The following is a 26,954-nucleotide window of genomic DNA, read 5'->3' as shown; positions in this document are numbered from 1 at the left end:
CGATGCCGTCTCGCCCCATCCGGGATCAGCGATTTTCCTTCGTCGCCTCGATCGCGGCATTGGCGGCAAGGATGTAAGCGGAGGTGGTCGCGACCGTATATTCGTTCTCGAACCACAGGAACGGCCAGTCGGTCTTCAACTCGGGGAAGTCCGGCTTGACGATCAGTACGCCGGGCACTAGCCCGCCCGGAATGAAGCCATAATCGGCCCGGTTATGGCCATAGCCGATCAGCTTGGACGCGGTGCCCACCGTGGAGACCAGCGACAGGTTGTTGGCCGGGTGTCGGCCCAGCACGTAATCGATCGCGTTGAGCGTGTAGCCGGTGCCGATGATCTCTGGAAACGCCTTGTGCATCAGGTACATGGTCGATCCGAACTCGACCACCTGATGCGATCCGGCCCAGCTTCCCTCCGCAATGGGAACGCCGAAGGGGTTCTTGCCCACCTCCGCGTCCATCTTCGCCTTGGCCTGGCGGACCAGCGGCACCAGCGCGGCGCGGTAGCGTGCGTCCATGAACGGGATGGCCCGGACCGCCGACGCACCGACCCAGGCAAAGCTTTTGGATATGACGGGCATCAGCGTGCGCAGGCGATCGGCATAGACGCGGTCGCCCTTGCTGGTGATCAGCATCTCGACCGTCGCACCGACATTGGCCCCATCCGCCGACCAGGGTGAGCCCGAATCGTCGCGGCCATCGCCCGCCTTGATCTTGCCCTTCTGCTGGCGGCTCCACAGTATCTTGGCCGCATCCCACGCCTCCGCCGCCATGGCCGGATCGCTATCGGCCAGCGAGCGTGAGGCCGCAGCCAGCGCCCCCGCGACCGCCAGATTGTTGGCGGGCAGATCGGTGGTGAAGGCCCAGCGATCGTCCTGCGCGCCCGACGCGCCGCCCTTGCGCTCGCTGCCACCCAGCGCCGCGTCATAGGTCAGATTGTCGGTCTGCGATCCCGCATCGCCCAGATGGGCATATTGCCGCTGGACCGGATCGATGATGCCGACGATCGCATGGCCGAAGACCTTATACTGGGCGAGCAGTTGCAGGACGCCGTGGCGAATCTGCTGGATGGCATCCTGCTTGCCGTCGGGCTTGCGGATTTCAACCGCGCGCGCCGCCTCGTCCACGCTCGTCTCGTCCCAGTCGAGGCCATAGAGTTCGCGACCCCAGACCAGATCGCGCACCACGGCGGCGTTTTGCGGCGTCTGGATGTCGTAATCGCCCGCATCCTGAAAGCCGCCGACGTTCAGGCCGGAAATGTGCTCACCGGGCTTGAAGGGGGAATCGAGGTTCGGCCCCATCTTGTACCCGTCGAAATGGACATGATTGGGCGGGGCCTGCCGCGCGTCGTCGAGATGGGAGGGCGCGGACCAGACGCGATATTGCTCGCGAATGCCGACATGATCCATCTGTTCGGCGATGAAGGTGTCGAGCGAGGTCTGCCAGATGCGGTCATAGGCATCGGCGGCGATGCGGAAGGGGTTGGTGGTCCGCCCGCCATAGGAAATGGCATAGATGCCCGGATCACGCACGCTCGAAAAGTCGAACGCGGCATAGTTATACCGCATCCAGCGACCACGTGGGCTGACGGCTGCGCGCAGCACCGACTGGCGCGTGCCATCGGCGGCGAGGCGGACAAGCTCCGCCTCGGCGGGGGCCGTCCCGTGCGGATCGGTTTCGATCAGTGCGATCTTCGGCCGACCCGGCGTGTAGCCCGCCTGGTTGAACGACACGACCGGCGCGCGGACCCAGTCCTTCACCACATTGGGACGGACATGCCAGACGACCGCATTCTCCTTCGCCCCGGCCGCGATCAGCGAGCGGACGACGAACCAGCCATTTTGCGCCCGATTGCGCGCGTCATACAGCTCCAGCGGCCCCACGTCCGAGGTGATGGTGAAGCGCGTCAACGGGTCTTCGGGTGACAGGGTAATCGACTTGCCGCCGGACGCCAGCGGCATCGGATCGCCCGTGCCGTTCTTCGCCATCGGTCCGGTGGCATGGCGCGGGAACAGGCCGGGGGCCGCGTCCATCAGATAGGTCTTGCCGAAATAGCTGGTCGGCAGGAAGTCCAGATTGAACCCTGCCTTGCCTGCCAGGGCCGCGGGCAGCGGCTGATCCAGGTCGACCGCGATCCGAAAGCCATCGCCCTCTGCCGTTACCTTGACGCGGTAGCTCAGCCCCTGCTCCTTATAGGTGGAGCGGACGATCACCTGATTGGGTTCGGACCCGCGTGTCCGGCTGACAAAGGCGGGAACGGGGTCCCATTGCTCGGGCGTGGGGTTCAGCCGCACCGCGCCATCGGTCGCGATCCGTTCGCCATGCAGGACGATCTGGATGCCGGCATTCTTCTCGTCGAAGAAGATCGGGCTGAACTGATTCTGGTCGACCATCACGGTCAGCCCCTGGGTCTCCAGCGTTTCGGCCGGCGTGACCGTCAGCGATTGGGCATGGGCGGCACAGGCCCCGGCCACCAGACTCGCCGAGGTCAACAAGGCGATCCCTATCCGTTTCAGCATAACCCCTCCTATAGTAGCGCTATCATTTTTGGATGGAGGAGCCGACGTCACACCATTCCGGCGCGGGGCGTCTCCTGCCACACGAACGGGACGGTGTCCGCCTCCGCTGTTCGCGCAATCTGGGCTAGTATCCCGTATTAGACAATGAAAAAATGTCGGGATTGCTTTGGGTTACTCTGCCAGGGGGCGACGGCCGTGCCGCTCTTGTCTGCCGGACAGGGCAGTTGGATGTAACGCTCACATAGGGGCCCTGATGCGATCGGCTCAGACCCGCGTGTCAGGTGGAGGCGGTCTTGAGCGCCTCCATCTCGTCCATCAGCCGCGCCTTGCGGCCATAGACATATTCGAACAGGGGGCTCGCCATCATCGTCGTGACGATCGCCATCAGCACCAGCATCGAGAACAGGGTCGGGCCGATGATACCCTTTTGCAGCCCGATATTGATGATGATCAGCTCCATCAGGCCGCGCGAATTCATCAGCGCGCCGATGCCCATGGCGGTGCGGTTGTCCTCGCCGCAGGCGCGCGCCGCCAGATAGCAGGCGCCGAACTTGGCCGCGATCGAGGCGGCCAGAATGCCCAGCGCGATCAACAGCAACTCGCCCGAATTGACCATGTCCATCCGCGTGTTCAGCCCCGAATAGGTGAAGAACATCGGCAGCAGCAGGACGACCGCCAGCGGTTCGACCTTCTTCTTCAACTCGGTGACGAACAGGCCCCGCGGCATGAAGACGCCCAGGATGAAACCGCCGAAAATGCCATGCACGCCGATCGCGTCCATGATGAAGGCGGAAGTGCAAAAGGCCATCAGCGTGACCGCCAGCACGTTCATGCTCATCTCGCCCCGAGCCTCGACCGCACGGCCCAGCGGCGCCAGAAGGCGGCGGCCGAACAGGACGAGAAAGCCCACATAGAGAAACGCACCGCCGATCGCCAGGATTGCCACCCCGCTACCCCCGCCGAACGTCGCCAGCACGATGGCCAGCACGCACCATGAGGCCGCATCGTCGAACGCCCCCGCCGCCAGCGACAGGGTGCCGAGCGGACTGTTGGCTAGCCCCCGCTCGTTGATGATCCGCGCCAGCATCGGAAAGGCGGTCAGTGCGATACAGGCGCCCATGAACAGCGTCGCATTGGCCTGGCTGATCCCCGGCGCGAACAGGCCCGGTACGGTCAACAGCAGCGGCGTGATCGCCACCGCGATCAGGAACGGCGCGATGACCCCCGATGCCGATACCGCCATCGCGCTGCGTGCCTTGGACTCGAAATGGTCGAGCCGCAGGGTCAGGCCAACCAGGAACATGTAGAGCGCCACCCCCAGTTGCGCGCCCGCATAAAGGACATTGCGCGTTTCCTTGGGAAAGATCGCGCCCTGCAGATTGGGGAAGGCCAGGCCAAGCAGCGACGGCCCCAGGATCACGCCCGCAATCATCTCCCCCACCACCGGCGGTTGCGCGAGGAAGCGCTGGCCGAACCAGCCGACGATCCGACAGGCGAGCAGAATGACCGCCAATTGCAGGAAGAAATGAATGCTGTAGTCGCCGGGCGCATAGGTCGCCGCCGCTCCCGCGATCGCGGGTCCATGGGGCGATAAAATGCCGCCAGCGGTGTGCCAGAAACTGTCGATGGCGTCGTTCATGCGATGCTGATCCCCCCGTCTCGCCGTTATCGGTGGGCGTGACCGGCGGATAGCGAGGCAAGTCACATCAAGTTGCAACGGGATTTTGCGGCGCGATGTGGGATTTCGAACGGCACGTGGCAAAATGTGTTTTGGATGCTACAATGTAGGTACGTACCTACATATCGATGGGCCGTTCCGGACGGTCGGAGGCGCGGATGAAGACGCTGACCAGTCGCGAGTTCAATCAGGATGTCAGCCGCGCCAAGCGGCTCGCGCGAATCGAACCGGTCTTCATCACCGATCGCGGAAAGCCGACCCATGTCCTGCTGGGCATCGGTGCCTTTCGCCAATTGGCGGGGCAGACGGAGACGATCGTCGATCTGCTCGCCGATCCCGATGCGCTCCCCGTCGAACAGGTGGTGACGGGACGCGACTGGGACCGACCGCGCTGATGTATCTGCTGGATGCGATGGTCGTGGCCGAACTGCGCGCCGCACGGGGCGGCGGGGCGGATCCCGGTCTGATCGAGTGGGCGGCGGGGGTTCCTCGCCAGGAATTGTTCCTGTCGGCGATCACGCTGCTCGACCTGCAGGATGTAGCGCCGCCGTCGCGGAAGGGTACGACGGGCGGCGATTGGATTGCCGATCGCGTCTTGCCAGCGTTCGACGGGCGCATCCTGCCGGTCGATGTCGCGGTGGTCCGGCGTTCGGCGGGGCTGGGCTATCCGGTGACGCGCGATGCGCTGCTGGTGGCGACGGCGCTGGTCCACGGCCTGACCCTCGTCACGCGCAACGTGTCTGCCTATAAGGTGGGGCGGCCCAAGCTATTCTCTCCATGGGGATTCGTGCCCGATGATAGCGGAGAGGATTGGCGGCAGGCGACGCGGGGCGGATCGCCCTGGTTCCGCAACCTGTTCGTAAGGATGTGACCGGGATGGACGGGCATAGCGGGGAAGGGGGCCATCGTTCGATCCTGATCGTGGGTGGCGGCACGGCGGGGTGGCTGACCGCCGCCTATCTGACGCGCTATCTGGGCGGGCGGCCCGACATTAAGATCACGCTGCTCGAAGCGCCGGACATCGGGGCGATCGGCGTCGGGGAGGGGGCCTTTCCGACGATGCGCAACACGCTGCGCTTCCTGGGAATCGACGAGGGGCATTTCATCCGCGCGGCGGGCGCGACCTTCAAACAGGGGATCCGCTTCGACGACTGGCGCCATGCCCCGACACCGGAGCGGCGGCACCGTTACTGGCATCCGTTCGAGCCGCCCTTTCAGGCGGACGGCGTCGATCTGGTGGCGCATTGGCTGTCCCAGGAGCCGTCCGGCCGCGTGCCCTTTGCCGAGGCGGTGACGATCCAGCACCGCGTCGCCGCAGCCGGGCGCGGCCCCAAACAGGCGGGGGAGGGGGCGTATGACGGCCCGTTAAGCTATGCCTATCATTTCGATGCGCATCGTCTCGTCGCGCTGTTGGCGGACCATGCGGTGGCTATGGGCGTCCGCCATCTGAACGGACGGTTGATCGGCGCGGCGCGTGACGGGGCGGGGGCGATCGACCATATCCTGACCGACCATCATGGCTCGCTGGTCGCGGACCTTTACGTCGATTGCACGGGACAGCGGGCCGAACTGATTGGCGGCGTGCTCGGTGAGGAACTGGTGTCGGTCCGGGATCAGCTTTTCACCAATCGCGCGCTCGCCTGTCGCCTGCCCTATGACGAGGCGGCGGCAGGGGGCGGCCTGCCGACCATGACGGTCGCCACCGCGCATCCGGCCGGCTGGAGCTGGAACATCGGCCTGGCGCAGGGGCGGGGGATCGGCACGGTCTATTCCGACGCGCATATGGACGACGATACCGCATTACGGACGCTGGCGGCCTATCTGGGGCGCGATCCGGCCATGGTCGAGCCACGCCTCCTGACCTTCGATCCCGGCTATCGGCGGCGTCCCTGGATCGGCAATTGCGTGGCGATCGGGCTGGCGGGCGGGTTTCTGGAGCCATTGGAATCGACCGGCATCGTATTGATCGAGGCGGCGGTGGCGATGCTGGCCGAGTTATTTCCCCATCGCGGTCCGATCGATGCGCCCGCCGCGCGGTTCAACGCGCTGATGACGGCGCGCTATCGGACCATCACCGATTTCCTGAAGCTCCATTACTGTCTCAGCCGCCGGGACGAGCCCTTTTGGCGGGACAATGTTCATCCGGGCTCGATCTCCGACCGGCTGCGCGATCTGCTGGCGCAATGGCGCTATCGGCCGCCGGGGCGCTTCGACTTCACGCTCGATGTCGAGAGCTTCGCCTATTTCAACTACCAATATATCCTCTACGGCATGGGTTTCGCCGACGAGGCAGGGGGCGAGCCGTCGACGCGAGACGATGCGGCGGAGCGGCTGTTCCGCAAGCTGCGCGTCTTTGGTGACCGGGCGGTCGCCGACCTGCCCAGTCACCATGATCTGGTCGCCGCCATGCGGGCCTAAGCGCCACCCTCACGCGATGGCGGGCAGGCGATCCAGATGCTTCTCCAGGGTCAGCGGATAATCGCGGATGCGTACGCCGGTCGCGTTATAGACCGCGTTGGCGACTGCCGCACCGACACCGCACAGCCCGAGTTCGCCCACGCCCTTGGCCTTCATCGGATTGGCCTTGTCGTCGGCTTCTTCCAGGAAGATCACCTCTTGATGCGGAATGTCGGCGTGAACCGGCACCTCATATCCGGCAAGGTCATGATTGACGAAGAAGCCGAAGCGCGTGTCGACGGCCAGCTCCTCCATCAGTGCCGAGCCGACCCCCATGGTCATCGCGCCGATCACCTGACTGCGCGCCGCCTTGGGGTTGAGGATACGACCCGCCGCACACACTGCGAGCATCCGGCGCAGGCGGGTCACGCCGGTATAGGCGTCCACCCCGACCTCGACGAAATGCGCGCCGAAGGTCGATAGCTGATAGCTCTTGTCGAGATCGCCGAACTCGATGCCGTCCTCCGCCGACAGGGCGCCCGCTGCGGCGGCCTCGCGCAACGACACCGAGCGGTTGCCGCCCGTCACCCGGTCGTCCGCAAAGGTCAGGTCGGCCGAGTTGAAGCCCAGTCGCTGCGCGACCGCCTCGCGCAGCTTGACGCACGCGGCATAGACGCCCGCCGTGGCATTGGCCGCACCGAACTGGCCGCCCGAGCCCGCCGAGACCGGATAGGCGCTGTCGCCCAGCCGAACGTCGACCGCGGCCATCGGCACGCCCATCATCTCGGCGGCGGTCTGCGCGATGATCGTGTAGCTGCCGGTGCCGATGTCGGTCATATCGGTTTCGACCACGACCTGGCCATCCTTGCCCAATGTGACCCGTGCCGCCGACTTCATGTTCATATGGTTGCGGAAGGCCGAGGCGACGCCCATGCCGACCAGCCACCGCCCGTCACGGACCTGGGCTGGCTGGGGATTGCGCCGCGACCAGCCGAAGCGCTGTGCACCTTCCTCCAGACAGCGGACAAGCTGGCGCTGCGAGAAGCGACGCTCGGGCTTTTCGGGATCGACCTGGGTGTCGTTCTTCACGCGGAAGGCAACCGGGTCCATGGCCAGTTTCTCGGCCATCTCGTCCATGGCGATTTCCAGCGCCATCATGCCCGGTGCTTCGCCCGGCGCGCGCATCGCATTGCCCTCGGGCAGGTTCAGGACCGCAAGGCGCATCGACGTCAGGCGGTTCGGCCCGGCATAGAGCAGCTTCGTCTGGTTCACCGCCGTCTCGGGACCGCCGCCCGGCTGGTCGCCCGAACCGCTTTCATGCGCGATTGCCTGGATCGTGCCGTCCTTGGCGGCACCGATGCGAATACGCTGCGTCGTCGCGGGGCGATGGGTGGAATTGTTCGCCATCAGCGGCCGCTGCATCGCCACCTTGACCGGCCGTCCGACCGCCTTGGCGCCCAGCGCCGCCATCACCGCATCGGCGCGCAGGAACAGCTTTCCACCAAATCCGCCGCCGACATAAGGAGAGATTAGCCGCACCTTTTCCTTGGGCAGCCCCAGCGTCTTGGCCAGGTCGCCACGCCCCCAGGCGATCATCTGGTTCGAAGTCCATACCGTCACGCGATCCCCGTCCCATGCCGCGATCGAGGCGAAGGGCTCCATCATCGCATGGCTGTGATCGGGGGTGGTATAGGTCGCGTCGAGCGTCACCGGTGCCGACGCGAAGGCGCTTTCGAACTTGCCCGTCCGATCGGCGGCGGGGGACTTGCTCCCCTCGTCGCTGTCACCGCCGGTCAGCGGTGCCGTCTTCAGCGCTTCGGCCAGATCATATTGGCCCTTGGCACGCTCATAATCGATCTGAACCAGCCCGGCGGCGGCGCGCGCTTGCTCGAAGGTCTCGGCGACGACGATGGCGACCGCCTGGTGGTAATGGTCGATGTCCGGCCCGCCCAGCAGCTTGACCGTGTTGAAATTGCCCTTGCCCAGCTTGCCCGCATCGGCAGCGGTGACGATCCCCAGCACGCCGGGCGCACCGCGCGCATCGTCCAAGTTCATCGAGCGGATGCGGCCCTTGGCGATCGCCGACCCGATGATCCAGCCATAGGCGGCATTGGGTGCCTCGGCATGATGCTCATAGGCATAGGGGGCGGTCCCGCTGGTCTTGCGCGGGCCGTCGATGCGGTCCGTCGCACGGCCGACCACGGTCATGCGGTCGATAGGATTGGTGCCCGCAGGCTCGGTGAACTTCATGCGGTCCTCGCCTGGCTGATGACGGCCGCCAACGTCCGTTCGACGAGCGGCACCTTATAGGCATTGTCCCGGGTGGGGCGGGCATCGGCGAGCAGCGTAGCCGTCACCGCCTTGGCCCCTTGCGGCATCGCCGCTTCCGCCGCCTCAACCCGCCACGGCTTGTGCGCGACGCCACCGACGGCGACGCGGCCCGAGCCGTCCTTCTGGACGACGGCGGCCACCGATACGAGCGCAAAGGCATAGGATGCCCGGTCGCGGACCTTCTCATAGACATGGGTGCCGCCGATCGGGCGGGGCAGGGTGACGGCGGTGATCAACTCGCCCGGCTGCAATGCCGTTTCGACATGCGGGGTGTTGCCCGGTAGGCGGTGAAAGTCGGCGATCGGGATCGCGCGCATCTGTCCTTGCGGGGTCACCGTCTCGACCACCGCGTCCAGCACGCGCATCGCGACGTTCATGTCGCTGGGGTTGGTCGCGATACAGTCGTTGCTCGACCCCACCACCGCCAGCTGACGCGAATAGCCGCCGATTGCGCTGCATCCGGTGCCCGGCTTGCGCTTGTTGCAGGCCATGTTGGTGTCGTAGAAATAGGGACAGCGAGTCCGCTGGAGCAGATTACCCGCGGTCGTCGCCTTATTGCGCAACTGACCGCTTGCTCCCGCGACGATCGCACGCGACAGGACCCCATAGTCGCGCCGCACACGCTCGTCGGCGGCGAGCGCGGTGTTCGTGACGAAGGCACCGATGCGTAGCCGTCCCTCGCTGGTCTTCTCGATCCGGTCGAGACCCAGGTCCTGCACGTCGATCAGATGGGTCGGCGTTTCCACCTCGATCTTCATCAGGTCCAGCAAATTGGTCCCGCCGGCGAGGAACTTGGCGCCGGGACGGGTGGCTGCGCGGGCAGCCGCCACCGGGTCCTTGGCGCGTTCATAGGTGAAAGCCTTCATGCCTTGCCTCCCGCGACGTCCGCCATGGCGTCGGCGATGTTGGAATAGGCGCCGCAGCGGCAGATATTGCCGCTCATCCGTTCGCGCATCTCGATCCCCGTCGCCTGCGGACGCGCGGTCAGGTCGGCCTGGACATGGCTGGGCACGCCGCGCTTGATCTCGTCGAGCACCCCGACCGCCGAACAGATCTGCCCCGGCGTACAATAGCCGCACTGATAGCCGTCATGGCGGACAAAGGCGGCCTGCATCGGGTGGAGCTTTTCGGGCGTTCCCAACCCCTCGATCGTGGTGATGCTGTCGCCCTCATGCTGGAGCGCCAGGCTGAGGCAGCTATTGATCCTCTGTCCGTTGACGATCACCGTGCAGGCCCCGCACTGGCCATGGTCGCACCCCTTTTTCGTACCGGTCAGGTGCAGATGTTCGCGCAACGTGTCGAGCAAGGTCGTCCGCGGATCGACGGACAGGCTGCGCGGCTTGCCGTTCACCTTCATCATGACCTTCATGGCGGCGGGATCGGGCGGCATGGTGGTCCTACTCTGCTGAGCGTCCAGGGGCGCGGAGGCCGCCATGGCCGTGGCAGCACTGCCCACGATCACGCCGCGCCGCGACATCGAAACCTCTTCGTTATCCGCCAATGTCCCGGTTCCTCTCAACCCAGATCCGCAAAAATCTTATCATGCCGACGCACGACACAGTGCCGGCAAGGGGCGCGCGTCGGTGGAATTCAGAAAGATTTCGGCAGGATAACGCATGCTAGGCGATTTGGTGTCGCGAAAAAATATCATGGGATAAGGATTGTCGGCAGGTCCCCGGAAGTTAGGCCTTAACCCCTTGCAGAAACCACGCGACGGGCGGCGTGCGACATGGTAGCCATGGCCATCGCCGGTTTGACACTCGCAAGCGCTGGCGGCTGAGAGACCTCGTGCTCCCGCTTGTCGCGTCGGAGCCTTGTGATGACCAGCCTGTTCCAACCCGGGGATCGCGGAGACCGTGCCTCCCCGCAAAGCCTACCCGCATGATCGCGCGCCTGATCACCCGTTGGCTGCGCCGTCGATACTGGCGTCGGGCGGGCCGCCGTTGAGCCGGTTCGCCATCCCCGGCGACGCGGATCGGGCCCGGGCATATAGCGCATTGATGAACGGGATTCGCGTGGTCGAGGAACGCATCGCGCCGCTCTGGGCCACCGGCTTTGCCGACCTGACGGAGAAGGGGCGAACGGTGCGCGCGCGCGTTACTGCCAACGGCTTTCGCGAACTGGACGTTCTGCTCGCCCATTGGATCGGCATCGTCGCGATGCGGCCGGTACGAATGGCCGAGATCGGTGACTGGCGAGAGGCCAAGGCCGAGGACCCGGGCAACTTCACCATGAAGGACATTATGGGCCTGGTCGCCGAATATCGAAGGATCGCGCCCCCGCTTCACGGGACGGGTGGTTGCGAAATGGCTGCCTGATCCCCATGTTAGAGCCGCTTTAGTCGCATATCGACGGTTTTCGGCGCTTTGCGGCCCTTTTTCCTTCTTTCCCTGCTGTCGAGGCCCCCTCGGGCCCGCCGCTTCTCGGCAGACCCGTCAAACGAAGGAAATATCATGAGCCAGAACGGAACCGTCAAATTCTTCAACGCCGACAAGGGCTATGGTTTCATCACGCCGGACAATGGCGGCACCGACGCCTTCGTCCATGTCTCCGCCGTGGAGCGGGCAGGGATGATCACGCTGCAGCAGAACCAGCGCATCGGCTATGAACTCGAGCAGGATCGTCGCGGCAAGATGGCGGCGGTCAATCTCCAACCCGTCGACTGATCGCGGTTCGGGCGGGGTCGACAGGTCGATCCCGCCTCAGCGATCGCCCTGCCAACCCGTTTTTCTCCGTCGGAAAGGCCCCGTCATGCGTGACTCCGAAATGTATCTGCAGCGTGCCGCCGATTGCCGCCATCAGGCCGAAGCCTCCGACCTGGCCAATGTCCGCGATCGATGCTTGCGCGCGGAGGCGGCATGGTCTGTGATGGCGCAACGATCGCTGCGGACCGAGGCGGCGCGCGATGCCCGGGCCGTGTCACCCGTCCCGGCGGAAACCCACTAAACCACGTCAAATCCCGGAACCGGGGACGCTGTCATTCCCTATGTCATTTTGAAGAAAATGGCATAGGATCAGTATGTTGAGTCAAATCAATATCATGGGTGGGCCGGGTCTGGCGGAGGCTGAGCCCTGGTATGACCAGGCCCGCCGTCCGGCTTTGCTCGCACTGCTTCGCTTGCTGGCGCGGCGTGATTACGCCTTCACCACCGCCACCCCGGCAACCCATGCGCGGGTGCTCAAGCGGCCCACTCGGCGCGTCGCCACCGCATTGCGCGATGTGCTGGGATGGAGTCTACCATTCGACCGGGCTCTGCTCGACGCCGAGATGGTCGAGGCGCTGGAAGCCGCCGGAGCGGTTCGCGCATTGCCCGACGGCCGCCTCGCGCCGACGCTGCGCGTGTCGAATGTCGGCGAGCAGCTTTATTTCCATTCCGCCTATCCCACGACCGCGCAGGATGCGGTGTTCCTGGGCCCCGACAGCCACCGCTTCGCACGATGGATCGCCCAGAACCGGAATCCGGGCGCGCGGCGCGTGCTGGACTATGGTGCGGGGGCGGGTGTCGGGGGCATATCGGCAGCGTCGGCGATAGCGGATGCGCATCTCACGCTCGCCGACATCAATCCCAAAGCGCTGTTCCTGTCGAGCATCAATGCCGAACATGCGGGTATCGCCCATGATGCGGTGCAGGTGCGCGAGCCCCAGGAATTGACAGGTCTGTTCGACCTGATCGTCACCCATCCGCCCTTCATGATCGATGCCGATCGCCGCGCCTATCGCGACGGCGGTGAACTTTACGGCGCGCAACTCTCGCTGAACTGGGTGATGCAAGGGGTGAAGCTGCTGGCACCGGGGGGACAGTTGATCCTGCATACTGGCGTGTCGATCGTCGACGGCCGCGATGTCCTGCTGGACGGATTGCGATCGCGCTGGTCCGGGGACGCGCTGACCCTGCATTATGCCGAGCTCGATCCCGACATTTTCAGCGAGGATCTGGACCAGCCCGGCTATGAGGAGGTCGAGCGGATCGCCGCGGTCGGACTGGTGGTGTCGCGATCCGGCGCGGCGTGATCATGGCGCGTTGACGTCACCCGGTTGATGCGGGGCGCGCCACCGTGCACAAAAGGGGCATGGGGCGGCGAACCGCCAACCGGGAGGGGAATGTCCATGCGCCTTGCAATGTCCTGGGCCGCGCTGGCGCTCGGGCTGGCGATGCCGGCCGCAGCGCAGAGCGATACCGTGCCGCATATCGTGACCAGAAATGGGCGACATGCCCTGATGGTCGATGGTCGGCCCTTTCTGATGCTGGGGGCGCAGGTCAACAATTCCAGCAACTATGCCGCCGCCTTGCCGCAGGTCTGGCCGGTGCTCGACCGTATCCATGCCAATACGATCGAAATTCCCGTCGCCTGGCAACAGATCGAGCCCGAGGAGGGGCGGTTCGACTTTACCTTCGTCCAGACCTTGCTCGATCAGGCGCGCGCGCATGACAAGCGGATCGTTCTGCTATGGTTCGGAACGTGGAAGAATACCTCGCCCGGCTATACGCCCGACTGGGTCAAGCTCGACAATCGCCGCTTCCCCCGCATGAAGACCCGCGACGGCAAGGATCATTACGCTCTGACCCCGATGGCGCGCACCACGCTCGAGGCGGACAAGCGCGCCTTCGTCCGGCTGATGACCTATCTGAAGGATCATGATCCCCAGAATACGGTCATCATGATCCAGCCGGAGAATGAAGTGGGCAGCTATCGCAATCCGCGCGATTTCTCGGCGGGGGCGCAGGCGCTGTTCGACAGGCCGGTACCGGCAGCGCTGGTCCGCAAGCTCGGCAAGCGTCCGGGCAATTGGCAGGCGGTGTTCGCGGCGCAGGCGGACCGCGCCTTCAACAGCTGGTACACCGCACGCTACATCGAAGAGATTGCGGCGGCGGGCAAGGCGGTCAAGCCGCTGCCCATGTATGTCAACGCCGCGCTGGCCGGGCCCTCCAACGTGCCCGATCCCGACGGCGTGGCGAGCGGCGGACCGCAGCAGGACGTGCTCGACATATGGAAGGCCGCCGCGCCCTCGCTCGATGCCGAGGCACCCGACATTTACGACCGGGCGAGCGGGAATGTCGCCCTGTATCTCGACGCCTATGCACGGGCGGACAATCCGTTGCTGGTGCCCGAAATCGGCAACGCCCGCGAGTTCGCGCGCTATTTCTACGAAGCGCTGGGGCGCGGGGCGATCGGCTTTGCGCCGTTCGGCATGGATGACACGGGCTTCTTCAACTATCCGTTGGGCGCGCGTGCGCTCGACGCGGCGACGCTCGACGCCTTTGCGGGGCCCTATGGCGCGTTGGCCGGGGTGATGCGCGACTGGGCGCAGGCGGCGTTCGAACACCCGACCTGGGGGGCGGCCAGACCGGACGACGGCAGCGACCGGGAGACGGTGATGGGCGACTGGCGCGTCCGCGCCGAATTCGGCCAGTGGCAATTCGGGGAAAAGAGCTGGACCTGGCTCAAGTCCGAGCCCGCGCCCTGGAAGGCTGAACCGGTCGGCGGCGTCGCGGTGATCCACCTGTCACGCGACGAATTCCTGTTGACCGGCGACCATGTCCGCATCCGCCTGGACCCCGCGCAGCCCGACCCGAGGGCGATGATGGTCCGGGTCGAGGAGGGGCATTTTGCCGATGGCCGCTGGGTCATGGACCGGGTGTGGAATGGCGACCAGACCGATTACGGCATCAACATCGTCGATCGCCCGGTCGTTTTGAAGGTGACGATGGGCCGCTATCGGTAAAGCCGATCGATATTCGCGCAGTTCCTCCCGTTGTAGGGGATGCTTGGGAAGATCGGCCTTCCATTTCCCTTACGCTCCACCCCGGTGACGGCATCGAGGCTGCCCGGCAGGAATGTCGATCCGGCCTAAGCCTCGGGCAAGGCGGGCGCGGCGGGTAGGGTCAGCGCCATGGTCGTGCCCGGCATGGTCTCGATCAGGTCCAGCGTTCCCCCCGCCCCGACCAGCAACGCCCGCGCGATGGGCAGGCCCAGGCCGGTGCCGCCGCTTGCCCGGCGGGAGGTGAAGAACGGCTCGAAGATGCGATCGCGGTCGCCCGGCGGAATGCCCACACCGTCATCGGTCACGGAGATGCGAACCACCTCGTCCCGCTCGATCTGGATGGTCACGGCAGTCGCCCCCGCCTGGATGCTGTTCTCGATCAGCGTGGTCAGCACCGCCTCCACCGTCCGTTCGGCAATGGCTACGGGGACGGTGGGGGCGGGGCTCGTGACCGCGATCGACAGGCTCGCGCGCCGATAGGCATCGTCCAGGGTTCGCACGATCGCCACCACGTCGCTCGCTGCGTTCGCATCCGCACCGCCCATATCCGCCCGCGCCAGATCGAGCAGGCGCGAGACGAGCAGAGTCAACCGCTGCGCATCGCCATCCGCATTGGCCAGGAAACGTGCGCGCTCCGCCGCCGACATCTCTCCGCCATGATCCTGGAGCAACTCGATCGCGCCGCGAATGCCGCTCAGCGGGGTCTTGAACTCGTGGCTGACCGCATAGGCGAAGTTGCGAAGATAATGGGACCGCGCCTCGATCGCCTGCGCCATGGCGGCGAAGTCGCGATAGAGGTCCTGAATTTCGATCGCGGCCGTGGCGGGAATGGCGGGCACCGTGCCGCGCCCGGCCGCCACGTCGCGACTGGCGTCCTGCAACTCCTCGATTGGACGGGCGATCGCGCGGGACAGCACGCCCGACAACAGGATCAGCGTGCCGAGGATCGCCAGCACCCCGATGACGATCTTGCCCCAATCCTGATACAGCCCGACGAACAGCGACCGGGCCGACCGCGACAGGAGCAGCACCCCGACGACCCGGCCACCGACCCGGATCGGCCGGGCATAATGGACGCGGGTCGCCGCTGCGCGGGATAGCCAGTCGAAGCGGTATATCGCCTTGTAGCGCCCGTCGCGGCGCAGGACGGTGCGCGGAATTCCCTTCAGCGCGGCGGCGACCTCGGGCAGGTCGCGATAGCTGCCGACCCGAGGCGTGCCGGTGACGATCCGTCCCTCGCGGTCGAGCAGGACAATCGAGGCGAGCGTGGCGGCGCGCGTCTCCGCCAGCACCGGCGCGAGCAGGGCGACCGCCGAGCGGGCGTCCGGGGAGGGGGTGCCGGCGGGGTGCGGGGCAGGCCGCTCGGGCAGGATGGGCGTCGCGCTGAGATCGACCGAGGTGGTAGATGCCGAGCGTACCGGATAGGCCGGACGGACGCTGCGCCCCGGCATGCCTATGGGCCAGAGCGCCCCGGCACTGGCGGCGAGCGCGGCCCCTTGCGCGACCAGTTCCGCCTCGGTCTGGCGGACCAGGGTATTCTCATAGACGCGGAGTGCCACCGCCCCGACGCCGGGCAGCGCGGCGACGAGGAAAAAGCTGGCGAACAAATAGGTCCGCAGCGCCAGCCTGGGCCAATGCCGCTTCCCCCAGGCTTTCAGCCCGCCGATCATGCGCTTGCGCCGGTACAGGCCCCCAGCCGATAGCCGATGCCCGCCCGCGTTTCGATCAGGTCGCTTCCGCCCCGCTCGGCGAACTTGGCGCGCAGGTTGCGGATATGGCTGTCAACGGTCCGGTCGGTCACGGCAAAGCCCGGTCCATGCAGCCGATCGATGATCGCGTCGCGCCCGAAGACCTTGCCCGGCATCACCGCCAGCGTCCGAAGGATCGAGAATTCGGTGACGGTCAGGGGCACGTCCGCCCCCGCCCAGCGCGCCTGCCACGCTTCGATGTCCAGGGTCAGGCGGCCATGCCGGATCACCGACCCGGCATGATCGACGCTGGGCGGATGGGCATGGGTGCGGCGCAGGATCGCCATGACCCGCGCGACCACCTCGCGCGGGGAGAAGGGCTTGACCACATAATCGTCCGCGCCGAGTTCGATCCCCAGCACGCGGTCGATCTCGTCATCGCGCGACGAGAGGAACAGGATCGGCGTTTCCCCTTCCGCGCGCAGCCGCCGGCACACCTCCAGCCCGTCCATGCGCGGCATGTTGATGTCCAGCACGACCAGATCGGGTCGACGCGCGGCCACTTCGGCCAGCGCGGCTTCGCCATCCGCCGCCTCGATCGCGTCCAACCCCGCCTTGCCGAGCGCGAAGACGAGCAATTGGCGGATATTGGGGTCGTCGTCGGCGACCAGGATCGTACGCGGCATGGGGCACAGGATCATGACCGGGCGGCCTTCGTCAACGGGGTCTCGTCGGGCTCGATGTTTAGCGGCTCGCCGCAGACGGTTGGCGTCCGGGCGGGACCGCGCGTCCCGACCAGCGCATGGGCGGCCGACAGGCGGCGGGCGTCGCGCCAGGTCCAGCTATGCCAGTCGGACTGCCGCCGTTCCGTCCGCTGCATGGTATCGCCGATGATATTGGCGGTCCGCGCGCGCAGGACCGGGCCCGCGCGACGTTCGAGCGCGATCAGTGGCAGCAGGGCGGAGGGCCCCAGATCCTCCAGATAGCAGAGGTCGATGTCGGCGGCGCTTCGGGCATGGGCGACGTTCCACTGCGCCGCGATACTCCCCAGGTCGCTGGCGCATCCGGCGGTCAGGACGGCGCCCGCCGCCAAGGCATTGGCGTTGATCAGCCAGCGTGCCGAATGCCCGCGCTGCATCCGCCAGACGATCAGGACCAGCCCGACTGCGACCAGCCCCATCCAGGCAAGCGCCGCGATCCGCCACCCCGTCATCGAATAGGCGGCGATATAGTCGACCGTGCGCAACATGCTCGACACCACCAGCAGGATGTTCTGCGCCACCCACAGGATGATCAGCCGCCGCAGCGACCGGCTTTCCCGCACGGCGCCATCGGGTCGCGAGGCGAGCAGCACGAACCCCCCGGCCAGCAGGGCGGTGACGATCAGCGGATAGGCCCCCCGATGCGCATAATCGGCCAACGTCACGCCTTGGGGCAGCGGCGCGCCGCTCCAGAGAAATGCGATGTCGAGCGCATTCTGGATCGCGAAGATGACGTTGAACGCGGCGAGCGACAGGATCAGCGTGCCGCGCGCCAGATGCGGCATGGGCGCACCTTGGTCCCGCCGCATGATCCCGGCGCGCAGCAAGGTGCGTCGCGGCCGCAGGCTGGACCAGATGAGGATCAGGAAGGGCAGGGAGAAGAGCAGCCGCAGCAACAGCGTCGACAGGTCGGGAAAGCGGATCGCGGCGAAGGCGTTGGCGATCAGCGGATTGGCCTGGGCGAACAGGGTCAGGAACACCGCACTGCCGATCATCGGAACGACCAGCACCGCCGCGACCGCCATGACCACCCGCCGGCCGCCCCGTCGCCCTTCGACCCGCATCAGCCGACCGACGTCGCGCAGCGGTGCGATCAGGCTCAGCGCACCGTGGACAAACAGCCGCCCCGCCCATTGGATCGCATCGTCGAACCCCCGCAGCGGCAACAGCGTGGCCGATCCGATCGCGAACAGGAACAATAGCGATTTGAGGGGGCCAGGATCGTCGACCAGCATCAGCCCGAACAGCGTCGCCATGGCGAGCGCGACCCGCGCCGGGCGGCTCGCGCGGACATCGGCACGGGTCAGCGTCAGGACCGTGCTCCACGCCAGCGCGAAGCCTCCCAGCGTCCAGCCGGGCTCCTCGCCATAGAAGAGCAGGTGCGCCAGCCCGACCAGCGCCGCCGCGCCTGTCAGCTTGATGAGGAAGCTATGATGTCCGGACGTATATGTGTTCATGCCGATCTCCCCGTGATGGGGGCGATATGCACGCGGCCGGTCGAGGCGGGCCGGTCCAGGCGACGGTCATTCCGTTCGCATCCGGTGCAGATTCGATGCAGATCGCCCCTCGGTACGGTGGCCGGACGCCCGCCGACAATTCGCTTTGCATAGCTGCTACAACATCTTAGCGTCCGTGCCTCATTTCACCGACACGGGAGTATCCATGCAGCGTCGCCAGTTCCTCGCCTCCGCCAGCCTCGTGACCGTCGCCACTGTCCTGCCGGGTGCGGCGCGCGCGGCGGAGGGGGCGCGCGATGCGGACTTGCGGGCGATGCTGGACCGCTTCTTCTATGCGCGTCTGGAGGATAATCCGGAGCAGGCGACGTCGCTGGGCCTCGATACCGGGCCGCGTGCCTCCTTGAAGAGCAGGCTGGGCGATGCCTCGCGCGCCGGTGAGGCGCGGCAATTCGCACGGGCCAAGCAGGAAAGGGCAGCGTTGCGCACCATTCCCCGTGCCTCGCTGGGCCAGGCGGCGCGGCTGGATTATGACATCGTCGCCTATGGACTCGACCGGGTGATCGCCGGCGAGCGCTTCGCCTATGGTTCCAGCGCGGGGCGCTATGCCCCTTATGTGCTCAGTCAATTGTCGGGCGCCTATCGCGACGTGCCCGATTTCCTGTCGAGCCAGCACCGGGTGACCAACGCCGCCGATGCGGACGCCTATGTCGCGCGGGTGGAAGCGTTCGCGCATGCGGTCGATGCCGAGACGGAGCGCCAGCGCGAGGATGCGGGCAAGTCTGTCTTTGCGCCCGACTATATCCTCGACACCACGCTGAAGCAGTTGGCGGCGGTGCGCGACAAGGCGCCCGAGGAAACTGGTCCAGCGGTCGATTTGGCCGCCAAGTTGAAGGCCGCCCAGCTGTCGCCCGAGCGCGCCGCCACCGTCGCCCGGCTGATGCGCGAGCGGGTCTTTCCGGCGCTCGATCGCCAGCGCGCGCTGGTCACCGAATTGCGTGGGCGGGCGGTGCATGATGCGGGCGTCTGGCGGCTGCCCGACGGCGCCGCCTATTATACCGCCGCCGCGAGTGCGGCGACGACGACCGACATGGCCGGCGATGAGATCCATCGGCTCGGACTGGCGCAGGTGGCGGAGATCGGCGCGCGGATCGATACCATCCTGAAGTCGCAGGGCATGTCCCAAGGGAGCGTCGGCGATCGTCTGGTCGCGCTCAACAAGCGCCCCGACCAGCTTTATCCCAATACCGATCCGGGTCGCGAGGCGTTGCTCGAACAACTCCGCGCGCAGGTCGCGGCAATGACCCGGCGCTTGCCCGAGCAATTCGCGACGCTGCCCAAGGCGCCGGTCGAAATCCGGCGCGTGCCCGAAGCGATCCAGGCGGGCGCGCCGGGCGGCTATTACCAATCCGCCTCGCTCGACGGGTCGCGGCCTGCCATCTATTTCATCAACCTGCGCGACACGTTCGACCGCCCCAAATTCGGGCTGGCGACGCTGACCTATCATGAGGCGGTGCCGGGCCATCACCTTCAGGTAATGTCGGCGCTGGAGAGCCAGGATATTCCGCTGATCCGCCGCCGCGGCTTCTATTCCGGCTATTCGGAAGGCTGGGCGCTCTATTCGGAGCAGTTGGCGGATGAAATGGGCATGTATGAGGGCAATCCGCTCGGGCAGATCGGTTATCTGCAATCGCTGCTCTTCCGTGCGACCCGGCTGGTCGTGGACTCGGGCATGCATGCCAAGCGGTGGAGCCGGGAGAAGGCGACCGATTATCTGATCGCGACCACCGGCATCGCGCGTGGGCGCAGCCAGGGGGAGATCGACCGCTATACCGTCTGGCCGGGGCAGGCCTGCAGCTACAAGATCGGGCACACCGTCTGGACCCGTCTGCGCGACGAGGCCCGGTCCAGGGCGGGGGCGGCGTGGGACCCCAAGCGGTTCCACGAGGTGCTGACGCTGGGGGCGATGCCGCTCGACGTGCTGGAGCGGGTCGTGCGCGAACGGATGGCATAGGCTTGGCCAAAGGCGCGCGTCGCTTATAGGATCGCGGCGGAGGACCCAAGATCATGACCATCCCTACCCATCGTCTCGCGTCATTGATGCTGTTCGCTATGCTGGTCGTCGGCGGCGAAGCGGCGAGTGCCGCCGATGGCCCGCCGCGCGACCTGGGCGACTGGACGCTGGCGCCGAGCGAGGACGGGGAGGGGTGTTTCCTGACGCGCGTCTATCCGCGCCCCGGCGACACCACGCTGCTCCTCGGGCTGGACCGGGACGGGGCGAACCATCTGACCGTGCTGAACGCCAACTGGTCGATCAAGCCGAAGGAGCGGCTGGCCCTCGATTTCCGGCTGACCAATGGCGGCTACCCCAAGCATTTCGCGGTCGGGCTCACCTCGGACGGGAAGCGGGGCTTCGTCACCAGTTTCGAAAAGGCCTTTCCGACCTATCTCGCCAAGTCGCTTCGGCTCGACATCGCGCGGGGCGATGTGCCGGTCGAGCGGCTGGCGCTGGACGGCAGCGGGGCGGCGGTTGCGGCCTTGCGCGATTGCGTCGCCGCGCGCAGGGCCGCGCCGACCAGGCCGGCGCGTGAAGATACAGGCCGCGACGGCATCCCGCGCGATCCGTTCGCCAAGCGTTCAGGTCGACGGTGATATGTTCTGAACTGGAACTTAACAAAGTAAGATGTTTTAAAGTTGATCGCGATCAATAGTCAGTAATCGCTTGGTCGAAAAACCGGCACGGTCGAACAGAATCGGGATTGTCGAACTTTTCATGCTCAGCTTCGTTGTTGCGGTTGGTTAACGACTGAGAGAACTGCTATGTCTGCTTTTGCATCCAAATCCCTGCTCGCGGTGGTGACGCTCGCCGGTGCCGTCGGCCTTAGCGGTTGCGCCACCAAATCCTTCGTTCGGGAACAGATCGCCCCGGTCAGCCAGCGCGTGGACTCGCTGGAATCGCGGCTCCAGCAAACCGATGGCACCGCCAAGGCGGCGCTTGCCGAGGCACAGGCCGCTTCGGGTCAAGCCCAGAATAACGGCCAGCGGCTCGACCAACTCGGCGCTCGCGTCGATGGCGTCGAACAGCGGCTGACCGTCCAGGAGCAGAAGCCCGCGCGTCGCCCGCGCCATTGATCGGATCGGTTTCGACCCGATAAGCTACAGTCCCCTTTCCTGTGCCGGTCTTCCCATCGGGGAGGACCGGCCCTTTTTGTCGAGTTGCCATTGCCGATGATTCATGTGCTGGCGCCGCTGCTCGGTCTCGCCCTGACCGCTCCGGCCGTGACGGATGCGCGTCCCAAGGCGGTCCGAGCCACCGCCGCCAAGCCCGCGCGTAAGGTCCAGCCGCGCAAGGTCGTCCAGCCCAAAGCGGAAGCCGCACCCGCGATCGCGCCATCGCCGGGTGTCGAGCAGGTCATCGCCTGGGTGAACGGATCGGGCGACAATCGCGGTCTGCCTTGGGCGGTCGTCGACAAGACCAATGCCGCATTGTTCTTGTTTGCGCCTGACGGCAAGCCAATGGCCGCCGTGCCGGTCCTGATCGGGATCGCTCCGGGCGACGAGGCCAGTCCCGGTGTGGGCACCAAGACGCTGGCCTCGCTGGGCCCCGCCGAGAAGACCACGCCGGCTGGGCGCTATTTCGCCAAGTTCGGGCTGCCGGTGGCGGGGGAGCGGGTTTTGTGGGTCGATTACGCCACGTCAGTGGCGCTTCATCCGATCCCCAAGGATGCCAGCAGCAAGGAAAGGCGCCGCGAACGGATGCTGTCGCCGACGCCCGACGACAATCGGATCACCTTTGGCTGTATCAACGTGCCACAAGCCTTTTATTCCAAGCAGTTACGTCCGACATTTCGACGGAAGGGCGGCTATGTATATATCCTGCCCGACACCAAGTCGTTGCAGGAAGTCTTCCCACGGCTGCGTGTTCAGGTGATCGCGTCGCAAGGCGTGAGCCAATAAAGGCGCGCTGTCGGCGTCTGCGACACCATGGGTCATGGCCGCCTGACATTTGCCCAATATAAGGACGATCCGCGCGGGGTGAGGCCCTCTGACGACCTATTTCGATCTGGAACTCGTGCAACTCCTCTCCTAAACTGGGGGGGAGTGACGTCCTGACGTTGCGTACGGGGGACTGATGAATGAAGCGCGATGCCGCGTTGGGGGAATATGAAGCCGATGGTGTCGACGAAGTTTCGACCCTGACCTTCGGTGATCTTTACTGGCGGCACGGCATTGCCCGCGCGGCGGGAGAGGCGGAGGCGTCTTCGTCCGACACGGGTATCGGCTATCGCGAACTGATCGACAATCTGCCGACCCTGAGCTGGGTCGCCGACGTGGACGGCCAGGTTCTGTGGTGTAATCGCCGGTGGCATGACTATTGCGGATCCACGCCCGACGACACGGACCATGATGGTTGGCAATCCTTCTACGAACCGGCCGCCCTGCCCCAGGTGACGGAACGATGGGCGAGTGCCCGGGCGACGGGCGAACCGTTCGAAACGGTCTGTTCCTTGCGCGGCGCGGACGGGGTCTATCGCCCGTTCCTGACCCGCGTCGTTCCCTTGCGCGACACGGGCGGTCGGGTGTGCCGCTGGATCGGCAACAATGTCGATGTCAGCCGGCAAAGCGCGGTCGAGCAGGAGTTGCGCCGATCGCGCGAGGAACTGGAGCGGGTGAACCGCACATTGGCCGAGCGCGAGGCGTTTCTCCTCAGCGTGCTTTCGAGTTCGACCGACTGCATCAAGGTGATCGATCTCGACGCGCGGCTGACCTTCATGAGCGAAGGCGGCATGCGCGTGATGGAGATCAGCGACTTCAATGCCGTCGCCGGATGCCCCTGGCCGCAATTCTGGCAGGGAGCGGGTCATGCCGCGGCCCATGCCGCCGTCGAGGCGGCGCGGCGGGGGGAGGCGACCAGCTTCATCGGCAAGGCTGACACCTATCTGGGTACGCCCAAATGGTGGCATGTCGCGGTCAGTCCGATCGCCGGGCCGGACGGCGCGCCCGACCGCATCCTGTCGGTATCGCGCGACATCACCGCGCTGCGCGACAGCGAGGAGGAGCGTGACCATTTCGTCCGACTGGTTGAAAACAGCAACGATTTCGTCAGCATGGCGCGGACCGATGGTGCCGTCTTCTATCTGAACGACGCGGCGCGGCAGTTGGTCGGGTTGGAGGATGCGAATGTCGATGGGCTCACCATCGGCGACTTCTTCCCGCCCGATCAGGTCGCCACCGTGCTCGCGGAGGTGCTGCCCACCGTCACGCGAGAGGGGCAGTGGATGGGCGAACTCAGTTTCCGCCACTTCGTGACGGGTGAATTGATCCCGGTCCTCTATTCGGCCTTTCCGATCACCGACAGCGAGGGGCAGTTGATCGGTTATGGCACCGTCACCCGCGACGATCGCCAGCGCAAGGCGGCGGAAGAGGCGATGCGGCTCCTCAACGGCGAACTGGCGCATCGGCTAAAGAATGTGCTGGCGGTAGTGCAGGCGGTCGCGCAGCAGACGTTGCGCAACACGACCGACATCGCCATCGCGTCGCAGGTGCTGGCTGCGCGACTGTCCGCGCTGGGCAATGCGACCGATGTGCTCACCAACCGCTCCTGGCGGTCGGCCGATTTGCGCTATCTCGCTGAAAGCGCTTTGTCGCCGCATGGTGTGCTGGGCGAGCGTATCCATGTCGAGGGGCCTTCGGTCACGCTTCGCCCTGAGGTGACGGTAGCCCTGGCATTGGCGCTGCACGAACTGGCGACCAACGCGGCAAAATATGGTGCGCTCTCAAACGATCAAGGGACCGTTACGCTGTCCTGGACCCTGGCGGGCAAGGGTAAGGCGGCCCGGCTGGCGCTGATCTGGCGGGAACGGGGTGGCCCGCGCGTCGCGCCGCCGCAGCGAAGGGGGTTTGGTTCGACCCTGATCGAACGCTCGCTGCGCTTGTCCTTCGGTGGCATGGCGGAGACGCTCTATTGCCCCGACGGATTGGTGTTCCGGCTGGATGCGCCCTTGGCGGACGCCGTGATCCCGGACGCGGTCTAGATCGGCTGCTCCAGGCGGCGAGCGAGACATTCCCGCCTTGCCTCGGCGGCCGGCATAGGTCGATTCGATCGGCAGTCGCTCAACGGCCTGCCCGTCGTGGCGCGGTCATCCTTGGCCGACCAAAGCAACATGACACATTTTCCGATGAAAAATTGCCGCACGTCAATGACGTCCGGGTGAACAGTTGCAATCGACACCAGTGATTAGCTGGGATAAGCCGGTGGGATGGCAGACAATCCTCAGACCCCGCTGCTCGACACGGTTCGCACCCCCGACGATCTGCGTCGGCTGGCTCCCGAGCAGTTGCGGCAACTCGCCGACGAATTGCGGACCGAGACGATCTCGGCGGTCGGCACCACCGGCGGCCATCTCGGCTCGGGGCTGGGCGTGGTCGAACTGACCGTCGCGATCCATTATGTCTTCAATACGCCTGATGACCGGTTGATCTGGGACGTCGGGCACCAATGCTATCCGCACAAGATCCTGACCGGGCGACGCGACCGCATCCGCACCATTCGCCAGGGTGGTGGCCTGTCGGGCTTCACCAAGCGGACCGAGAGCGAGTACGACCCCTTCGGCGCGGCGCACAGTTCGACCTCCATCTCGGCGGCGCTGGGCTTCGCGATCGCCAACAAGCTGGCCGGCACGCCGGGCAAGGGCATCGCGGTGATCGGCGACGGCGCGATGTCGGCGGGCATGGCCTATGAGGCGATGAACAATGCCGAGCAGGCGGGCAATCGCCTGATCGTCATCCTGAACGACAACGACATGTCGATCGCCCCGCCTGTGGGCGGCCTGTCGGCGTATCTGTCGCGCATGGTATCGAGCCGCGGGTTCCTGGGCGTGCGCGACGTGCTCAGGAAACTCGCCAAGCGCTTCCCGCGGCCCATCCAGAAGGCGGCGCAAAAGACCGACGAGTTCGCGCGCGGCATGACCATGGGCGGCACGCTGTTCGAGGAACTGGGCTTTTATTATGTCGGCCCGATCGACGGTCACAATCTCGACCATCTGATCCCGGTTCTGGAGAATGTCCGCGACGCCGAGGAAGGCCCGATCCTGATCCATGTCGTCACCAAGAAGGGCAAGGGCTATGCCCCGGCCGAGGCGGCGGCGGACAAATATCATGGCGTCCAGAAGTTCGACGTCATCACCGGCGCGCAAGCCAAGGCGCCGCCGGGACCTCCCGCCTATCAGAATGTCTTCGGCGAGGCGCTGGCCCGCGAGGCGGCGACCGACCCGACCATCTGCGCGATCACCGCAGCCATGCCGTCGGGCACCGGACTGGACAAGTTCGCCGTGACCTATCCCGATCGCTTCTTCGACGTCGGCATCGCCGAGCAGCATGCCGTGACCTTCGCGGCCGGATTGGCGGCGCAGGGGATGCGGCCTTTCTGCGCCATCTATTCGACCTTCCTCCAGCGCGCCTATGACCAGGTGGTCCATGACGTCGCGATCCAGAATCTGCCGGTCCGCTTCGCGATCGACCGGGCCGGGCTGGTCGGGGCGGACGGCGCGACCCATGCGGGCTCGTTCGACGTCACCTATCTGGCCAGCCTGCCCAACATGGTGGTGATGGCCGCCGCCGACGAGGCGGAGCTGGTCCATATGGTCCATACCTGCGTCCACCATGACTCGGGGCCGATCGCCGTCCGCTACCCGCGCGGCAACGGCGTGGGCGTGGCGCTGCCCGAGACGCCGCAACTGCTGGAGATCGGCAAGGGCCGCGTGGTGCGCGAGGGCAAGAAGGTCGCGATCCTGTCGCTCGGCACCCGCCTGGCCGAAGCTCTGCGCGCTGCCGACACGCTGGAGGCGAAGGGGCTATCGACCTCGGTCGCCGACTTGCGCTTCGCCAAGCCGCTCGACGAGGCGCTGATCCGCCGGATGCTGACGACCCATGAGGTGGCGGTCACGATCGAAGAAAACGCGATCGGCGGCTTTGGCGCCCATGTCCTGACCATGGCGTCGGACGAAGGGCTGATCGACGGCGGGTTGAAGCTGCGCACCATGCGTCTGCCCGACATCTTCCAGGACCAGGATAAGCCCGAGGTTCAATATGCCCAGGCCGGACTGGACGCCGATGCGATCGTCGAGACGGTGCTGAAGGCGCTGCGCCACAATATCAGCCACGTAACCGAAGGCGTGCGGGCGTGATCCGCGGCTGGACCGCCGTCATCGTCTTCACGACGCTGGCGGTGGTCATGATGGTCGGCGTGAATGTCCGCATGTGGCGGCGGATGAAGGCCGCCACGGCAGCGGCCAAGGCCGAGGCGGAGCGGGAAGAGCGCCAAAACGACGGCAGTTCCGACCTCCGTTCAGCCTGAGCGAAGCCGA

Annotated in this window: 24 protein-coding genes; 16 read left to right on the top strand and 8 right to left on the bottom strand. The window is 66.0% G+C overall.

Annotation, left to right across the window (positions count from 1 at the left end; translation table 11 throughout):
* Positions 1-25: 25 nt before the first annotated feature.
* A complete protein-coding gene (locus NZL82_RS14335) occupies positions 26-2,515 on the bottom strand; it encodes a glycoside hydrolase family 9 protein (RefSeq protein ID WP_261270435.1) in 2,490 nt (829 codons plus the stop codon).
* Positions 2,516-2,792: 277 nt separating this feature from the next.
* On the bottom strand, positions 2,793-4,154 hold the full coding sequence (locus NZL82_RS14330) for a cation:proton antiporter (RefSeq protein WP_261270434.1): 1,362 nt from the start codon (positions 4,152-4,154) through the stop codon (positions 2,793-2,795).
* Positions 4,155-4,351: 197 nt separating this feature from the next.
* Between NZL82_RS14330 and NZL82_RS14325 the strand changes: the two genes are divergently transcribed.
* Genes NZL82_RS14325 through NZL82_RS14315 form a run of 3 tightly spaced genes read left to right on the top strand, consistent with a single transcriptional unit; the run spans position 4,352 to position 6,611 of the window.
* Positions 4,352-4,588, top strand: coding sequence for a type II toxin-antitoxin system Phd/YefM family antitoxin (locus tag NZL82_RS14325; protein ID WP_261270433.1), 237 nt, complete (start codon positions 4,352-4,354; stop codon positions 4,586-4,588).
* Positions 4,588-5,064 carry a VapC toxin family PIN domain ribonuclease gene (locus tag NZL82_RS14320; protein ID WP_261270432.1) on the top strand — a complete coding sequence of 159 codons (477 nt, stop codon included), beginning with the start codon at positions 4,588-4,590 and terminating at the stop codon, positions 5,062-5,064. The genes NZL82_RS14325 and NZL82_RS14320 overlap by 1 nt, the downstream gene beginning before the upstream one ends.
* A gap of 5 nt (positions 5,065-5,069) precedes the next feature.
* Positions 5,070-6,611, top strand: coding sequence for a tryptophan halogenase family protein (locus tag NZL82_RS14315; RefSeq protein WP_261270532.1), 1,542 nt, complete (start codon positions 5,070-5,072; stop codon positions 6,609-6,611).
* Positions 6,612-6,620: 9 nt separating this feature from the next.
* Here NZL82_RS14315 and paoC read toward each other — a convergent pair whose 3' ends face one another.
* The 3 genes from paoC to paoA are packed head-to-tail and all read right to left on the bottom strand — an operon-like array spanning position 6,621 to position 10,398.
* Entirely contained in the window at positions 6,621-8,840 is a 2,220-nt protein-coding gene (gene paoC, locus NZL82_RS14310) for an aldehyde oxidoreductase molybdenum-binding subunit PaoC (RefSeq protein ID WP_261270431.1), read from the bottom strand.
* Positions 8,837-9,787 (bottom strand): xanthine dehydrogenase family protein subunit M, encoded by a 951-nt coding sequence (locus tag NZL82_RS14305; RefSeq protein ID WP_261270430.1) that lies wholly within the window; start codon positions 9,785-9,787, stop codon positions 8,837-8,839. The genes paoC and NZL82_RS14305 overlap by 4 nt, the downstream gene beginning before the upstream one ends.
* Positions 9,784-10,398 (bottom strand): aldehyde dehydrogenase iron-sulfur subunit PaoA, encoded by a 615-nt coding sequence (gene paoA, locus NZL82_RS14300; RefSeq protein WP_261270429.1) that lies wholly within the window; start codon positions 10,396-10,398, stop codon positions 9,784-9,786. The genes NZL82_RS14305 and paoA overlap by 4 nt, the downstream gene beginning before the upstream one ends.
* Here paoA and NZL82_RS14295 point away from each other — a divergent pair.
* From NZL82_RS14295 to NZL82_RS14270, 6 genes are all read left to right on the top strand, one after another.
* Positions 10,355-10,534: a hypothetical protein gene (locus NZL82_RS14295; RefSeq protein WP_261270538.1), complete on the top strand. Its 180-nt coding sequence runs from the start codon at positions 10,355-10,357 to the stop codon at positions 10,532-10,534. The two genes, paoA and NZL82_RS14295, sit on opposite strands and share 44 nt — an antisense overlap.
* A gap of 387 nt (positions 10,535-10,921) precedes the next feature.
* Positions 10,922-11,239, top strand: coding sequence for a hypothetical protein (locus NZL82_RS14290; RefSeq protein WP_261270428.1), 318 nt, complete (start codon positions 10,922-10,924; stop codon positions 11,237-11,239).
* A 135-nt stretch (positions 11,240-11,374) separates the two neighbouring features.
* The gene (locus tag NZL82_RS14285) at positions 11,375-11,587 is read left to right on the top strand and encodes a cold-shock protein (protein WP_261270427.1); all 213 of its coding nucleotides are present in this window, start codon (positions 11,375-11,377) and stop codon (positions 11,585-11,587) included.
* 85 nt (positions 11,588-11,672) lie between these two features.
* The gene (locus NZL82_RS14280; protein ID WP_261270426.1) at positions 11,673-11,867 is read left to right on the top strand and encodes a hypothetical protein; all 195 of its coding nucleotides are present in this window, start codon (positions 11,673-11,675) and stop codon (positions 11,865-11,867) included.
* A gap of 76 nt (positions 11,868-11,943) precedes the next feature.
* A complete protein-coding gene (locus tag NZL82_RS14275; protein WP_261270425.1) occupies positions 11,944-12,933 on the top strand; it encodes a methyltransferase in 990 nt (329 codons plus the stop codon).
* A gap of 96 nt (positions 12,934-13,029) precedes the next feature.
* Positions 13,030-14,646: a DUF5597 domain-containing protein gene (locus NZL82_RS14270; RefSeq protein ID WP_261270424.1), complete on the top strand. Its 1,617-nt coding sequence runs from the start codon at positions 13,030-13,032 to the stop codon at positions 14,644-14,646.
* A gap of 125 nt (positions 14,647-14,771) precedes the next feature.
* Here NZL82_RS14270 and NZL82_RS14265 read toward each other — a convergent pair whose 3' ends face one another.
* The 3 genes from NZL82_RS14265 to NZL82_RS14255 are packed head-to-tail and all read right to left on the bottom strand — an operon-like array spanning position 14,772 to position 18,591.
* Positions 14,772-16,355 (bottom strand): HAMP domain-containing sensor histidine kinase, encoded by a 1,584-nt coding sequence (locus tag NZL82_RS14265; RefSeq protein ID WP_261270423.1) that lies wholly within the window; start codon positions 16,353-16,355, stop codon positions 14,772-14,774.
* Positions 16,352-17,059, bottom strand: a complete 708-nt coding sequence (locus NZL82_RS14260) for a response regulator transcription factor (RefSeq protein ID WP_261270422.1) — start codon at positions 17,057-17,059, stop codon at positions 16,352-16,354. The genes NZL82_RS14265 and NZL82_RS14260 overlap by 4 nt, the downstream gene beginning before the upstream one ends.
* Positions 17,060-17,070: 11 nt before the next feature.
* Positions 17,071-18,591, bottom strand: a complete 1,521-nt coding sequence (locus tag NZL82_RS14255) for a DUF4173 domain-containing protein (protein ID WP_261270421.1) — start codon at positions 18,589-18,591, stop codon at positions 17,071-17,073.
* Between the two features lie 205 nt (positions 18,592-18,796).
* Here NZL82_RS14255 and NZL82_RS14250 point away from each other — a divergent pair, with 205 nt between their 5' ends.
* The 7 genes from NZL82_RS14250 to NZL82_RS14220 all read left to right on the top strand — a co-directional run bounded on the left by NZL82_RS14250 (position 18,797) and on the right by NZL82_RS14220 (position 26,944).
* Positions 18,797-20,602, top strand: coding sequence for a DUF885 family protein (locus NZL82_RS14250; RefSeq protein ID WP_261270420.1), 1,806 nt, complete (start codon positions 18,797-18,799; stop codon positions 20,600-20,602).
* A 53-nt stretch (positions 20,603-20,655) separates the two neighbouring features.
* On the top strand, positions 20,656-21,240 hold the full coding sequence (locus NZL82_RS14245; RefSeq protein ID WP_261270419.1) for a hypothetical protein: 585 nt from the start codon (positions 20,656-20,658) through the stop codon (positions 21,238-21,240).
* Positions 21,241-21,408: 168 nt separating this feature from the next.
* Complete coding sequence (locus NZL82_RS14240) at positions 21,409-21,720, top strand: hypothetical protein (protein WP_261270418.1); 312 nt, start codon at positions 21,409-21,411, stop codon at positions 21,718-21,720.
* Positions 21,721-21,816: 96 nt separating this feature from the next.
* Positions 21,817-22,545 carry a hypothetical protein gene (locus tag NZL82_RS14235; RefSeq protein WP_261270417.1) on the top strand — a complete coding sequence of 243 codons (729 nt, stop codon included), beginning with the start codon at positions 21,817-21,819 and terminating at the stop codon, positions 22,543-22,545.
* Positions 22,546-22,724: 179 nt separating this feature from the next.
* Positions 22,725-24,623: a PAS domain-containing protein gene (locus NZL82_RS14230; RefSeq protein WP_261270416.1), complete on the top strand. Its 1,899-nt coding sequence runs from the start codon at positions 22,725-22,727 to the stop codon at positions 24,621-24,623.
* 225 nt (positions 24,624-24,848) lie between these two features.
* Positions 24,849-26,774, top strand: coding sequence for a 1-deoxy-D-xylulose-5-phosphate synthase (dxs, locus tag NZL82_RS14225; RefSeq protein WP_261270415.1), 1,926 nt, complete (start codon positions 24,849-24,851; stop codon positions 26,772-26,774).
* Positions 26,771-26,944 carry a hypothetical protein gene (locus tag NZL82_RS14220; protein ID WP_261270414.1) on the top strand — a complete coding sequence of 58 codons (174 nt, stop codon included), beginning with the start codon at positions 26,771-26,773 and terminating at the stop codon, positions 26,942-26,944. Before dxs ends, NZL82_RS14220 begins: the two co-directional genes overlap by 4 nt.
* Positions 26,945-26,954: the final 10 nt, after the last annotated feature.

The sequence above is a fragment of the Sphingomonas sp. LC-1 genome (assembly GCF_025371035.1).
GTDB lineage: Bacteria > Pseudomonadota > Alphaproteobacteria > Sphingomonadales > Sphingomonadaceae > Sphingomonas > Sphingomonas sanguinis_E.
Note: the sequence above shows the minus strand (reverse complement) of the source record. Positions and strands in the feature narration are given on the sequence as shown.

Coding starts and splice junctions, on each gene's coding strand:
- NZL82_RS14335 (WP_261270435.1), bottom strand. CDS start 2,515: ATGCTGAAACGGATAGGGATCGCCTTGTTGACCTCGGCGAGTCTGGTG.
- NZL82_RS14330 (WP_261270434.1), bottom strand. CDS start 4,154: ATGAACGACGCCATCGACAGTTTCTGGCACACCGCTGGCGGCATTTTA.
- NZL82_RS14325 (WP_261270433.1), top strand. CDS start 4,352: ATGAAGACGCTGACCAGTCGCGAGTTCAATCAGGATGTCAGCCGCGCC.
- NZL82_RS14320 (WP_261270432.1), top strand. CDS start 4,588: ATGTATCTGCTGGATGCGATGGTCGTGGCCGAACTGCGCGCCGCACGG.
- NZL82_RS14315 (WP_261270532.1), top strand. CDS start 5,070: ATGGACGGGCATAGCGGGGAAGGGGGCCATCGTTCGATCCTGATCGTG.
- paoC (WP_261270431.1), bottom strand. CDS start 8,840: ATGAAGTTCACCGAGCCTGCGGGCACCAATCCTATCGACCGCATGACC.
- NZL82_RS14305 (WP_261270430.1), bottom strand. CDS start 9,787: ATGAAGGCTTTCACCTATGAACGCGCCAAGGACCCGGTGGCGGCTGCC.
- NZL82_RS14295 (WP_261270538.1), top strand. CDS start 10,355: ATGGCCGTGGCAGCACTGCCCACGATCACGCCGCGCCGCGACATCGAA.
- paoA (WP_261270429.1), bottom strand. CDS start 10,398: ATGTCGCGGCGCGGCGTGATCGTGGGCAGTGCTGCCACGGCCATGGCG.
- NZL82_RS14290 (WP_261270428.1), top strand. CDS start 10,922: ATGAACGGGATTCGCGTGGTCGAGGAACGCATCGCGCCGCTCTGGGCC.
- NZL82_RS14285 (WP_261270427.1), top strand. CDS start 11,375: ATGAGCCAGAACGGAACCGTCAAATTCTTCAACGCCGACAAGGGCTAT.
- NZL82_RS14280 (WP_261270426.1), top strand. CDS start 11,673: ATGCGTGACTCCGAAATGTATCTGCAGCGTGCCGCCGATTGCCGCCAT.
- NZL82_RS14270 (WP_261270424.1), top strand. CDS start 13,030: ATGCGCCTTGCAATGTCCTGGGCCGCGCTGGCGCTCGGGCTGGCGATG.
- NZL82_RS14265 (WP_261270423.1), bottom strand. CDS start 16,355: ATGATCGGCGGGCTGAAAGCCTGGGGGAAGCGGCATTGGCCCAGGCTG.
- NZL82_RS14260 (WP_261270422.1), bottom strand. CDS start 17,059: ATGCCGCGTACGATCCTGGTCGCCGACGACGACCCCAATATCCGCCAA.
- NZL82_RS14255 (WP_261270421.1), bottom strand. CDS start 18,591: ATGAACACATATACGTCCGGACATCATAGCTTCCTCATCAAGCTGACA.
- NZL82_RS14250 (WP_261270420.1), top strand. CDS start 18,797: ATGCAGCGTCGCCAGTTCCTCGCCTCCGCCAGCCTCGTGACCGTCGCC.
- NZL82_RS14245 (WP_261270419.1), top strand. CDS start 20,656: ATGACCATCCCTACCCATCGTCTCGCGTCATTGATGCTGTTCGCTATG.
- NZL82_RS14240 (WP_261270418.1), top strand. CDS start 21,409: ATGTCTGCTTTTGCATCCAAATCCCTGCTCGCGGTGGTGACGCTCGCC.
- NZL82_RS14235 (WP_261270417.1), top strand. CDS start 21,817: ATGATTCATGTGCTGGCGCCGCTGCTCGGTCTCGCCCTGACCGCTCCG.
- NZL82_RS14230 (WP_261270416.1), top strand. CDS start 22,725: ATGAAGCGCGATGCCGCGTTGGGGGAATATGAAGCCGATGGTGTCGAC.
- dxs (WP_261270415.1), top strand. CDS start 24,849: ATGGCAGACAATCCTCAGACCCCGCTGCTCGACACGGTTCGCACCCCC.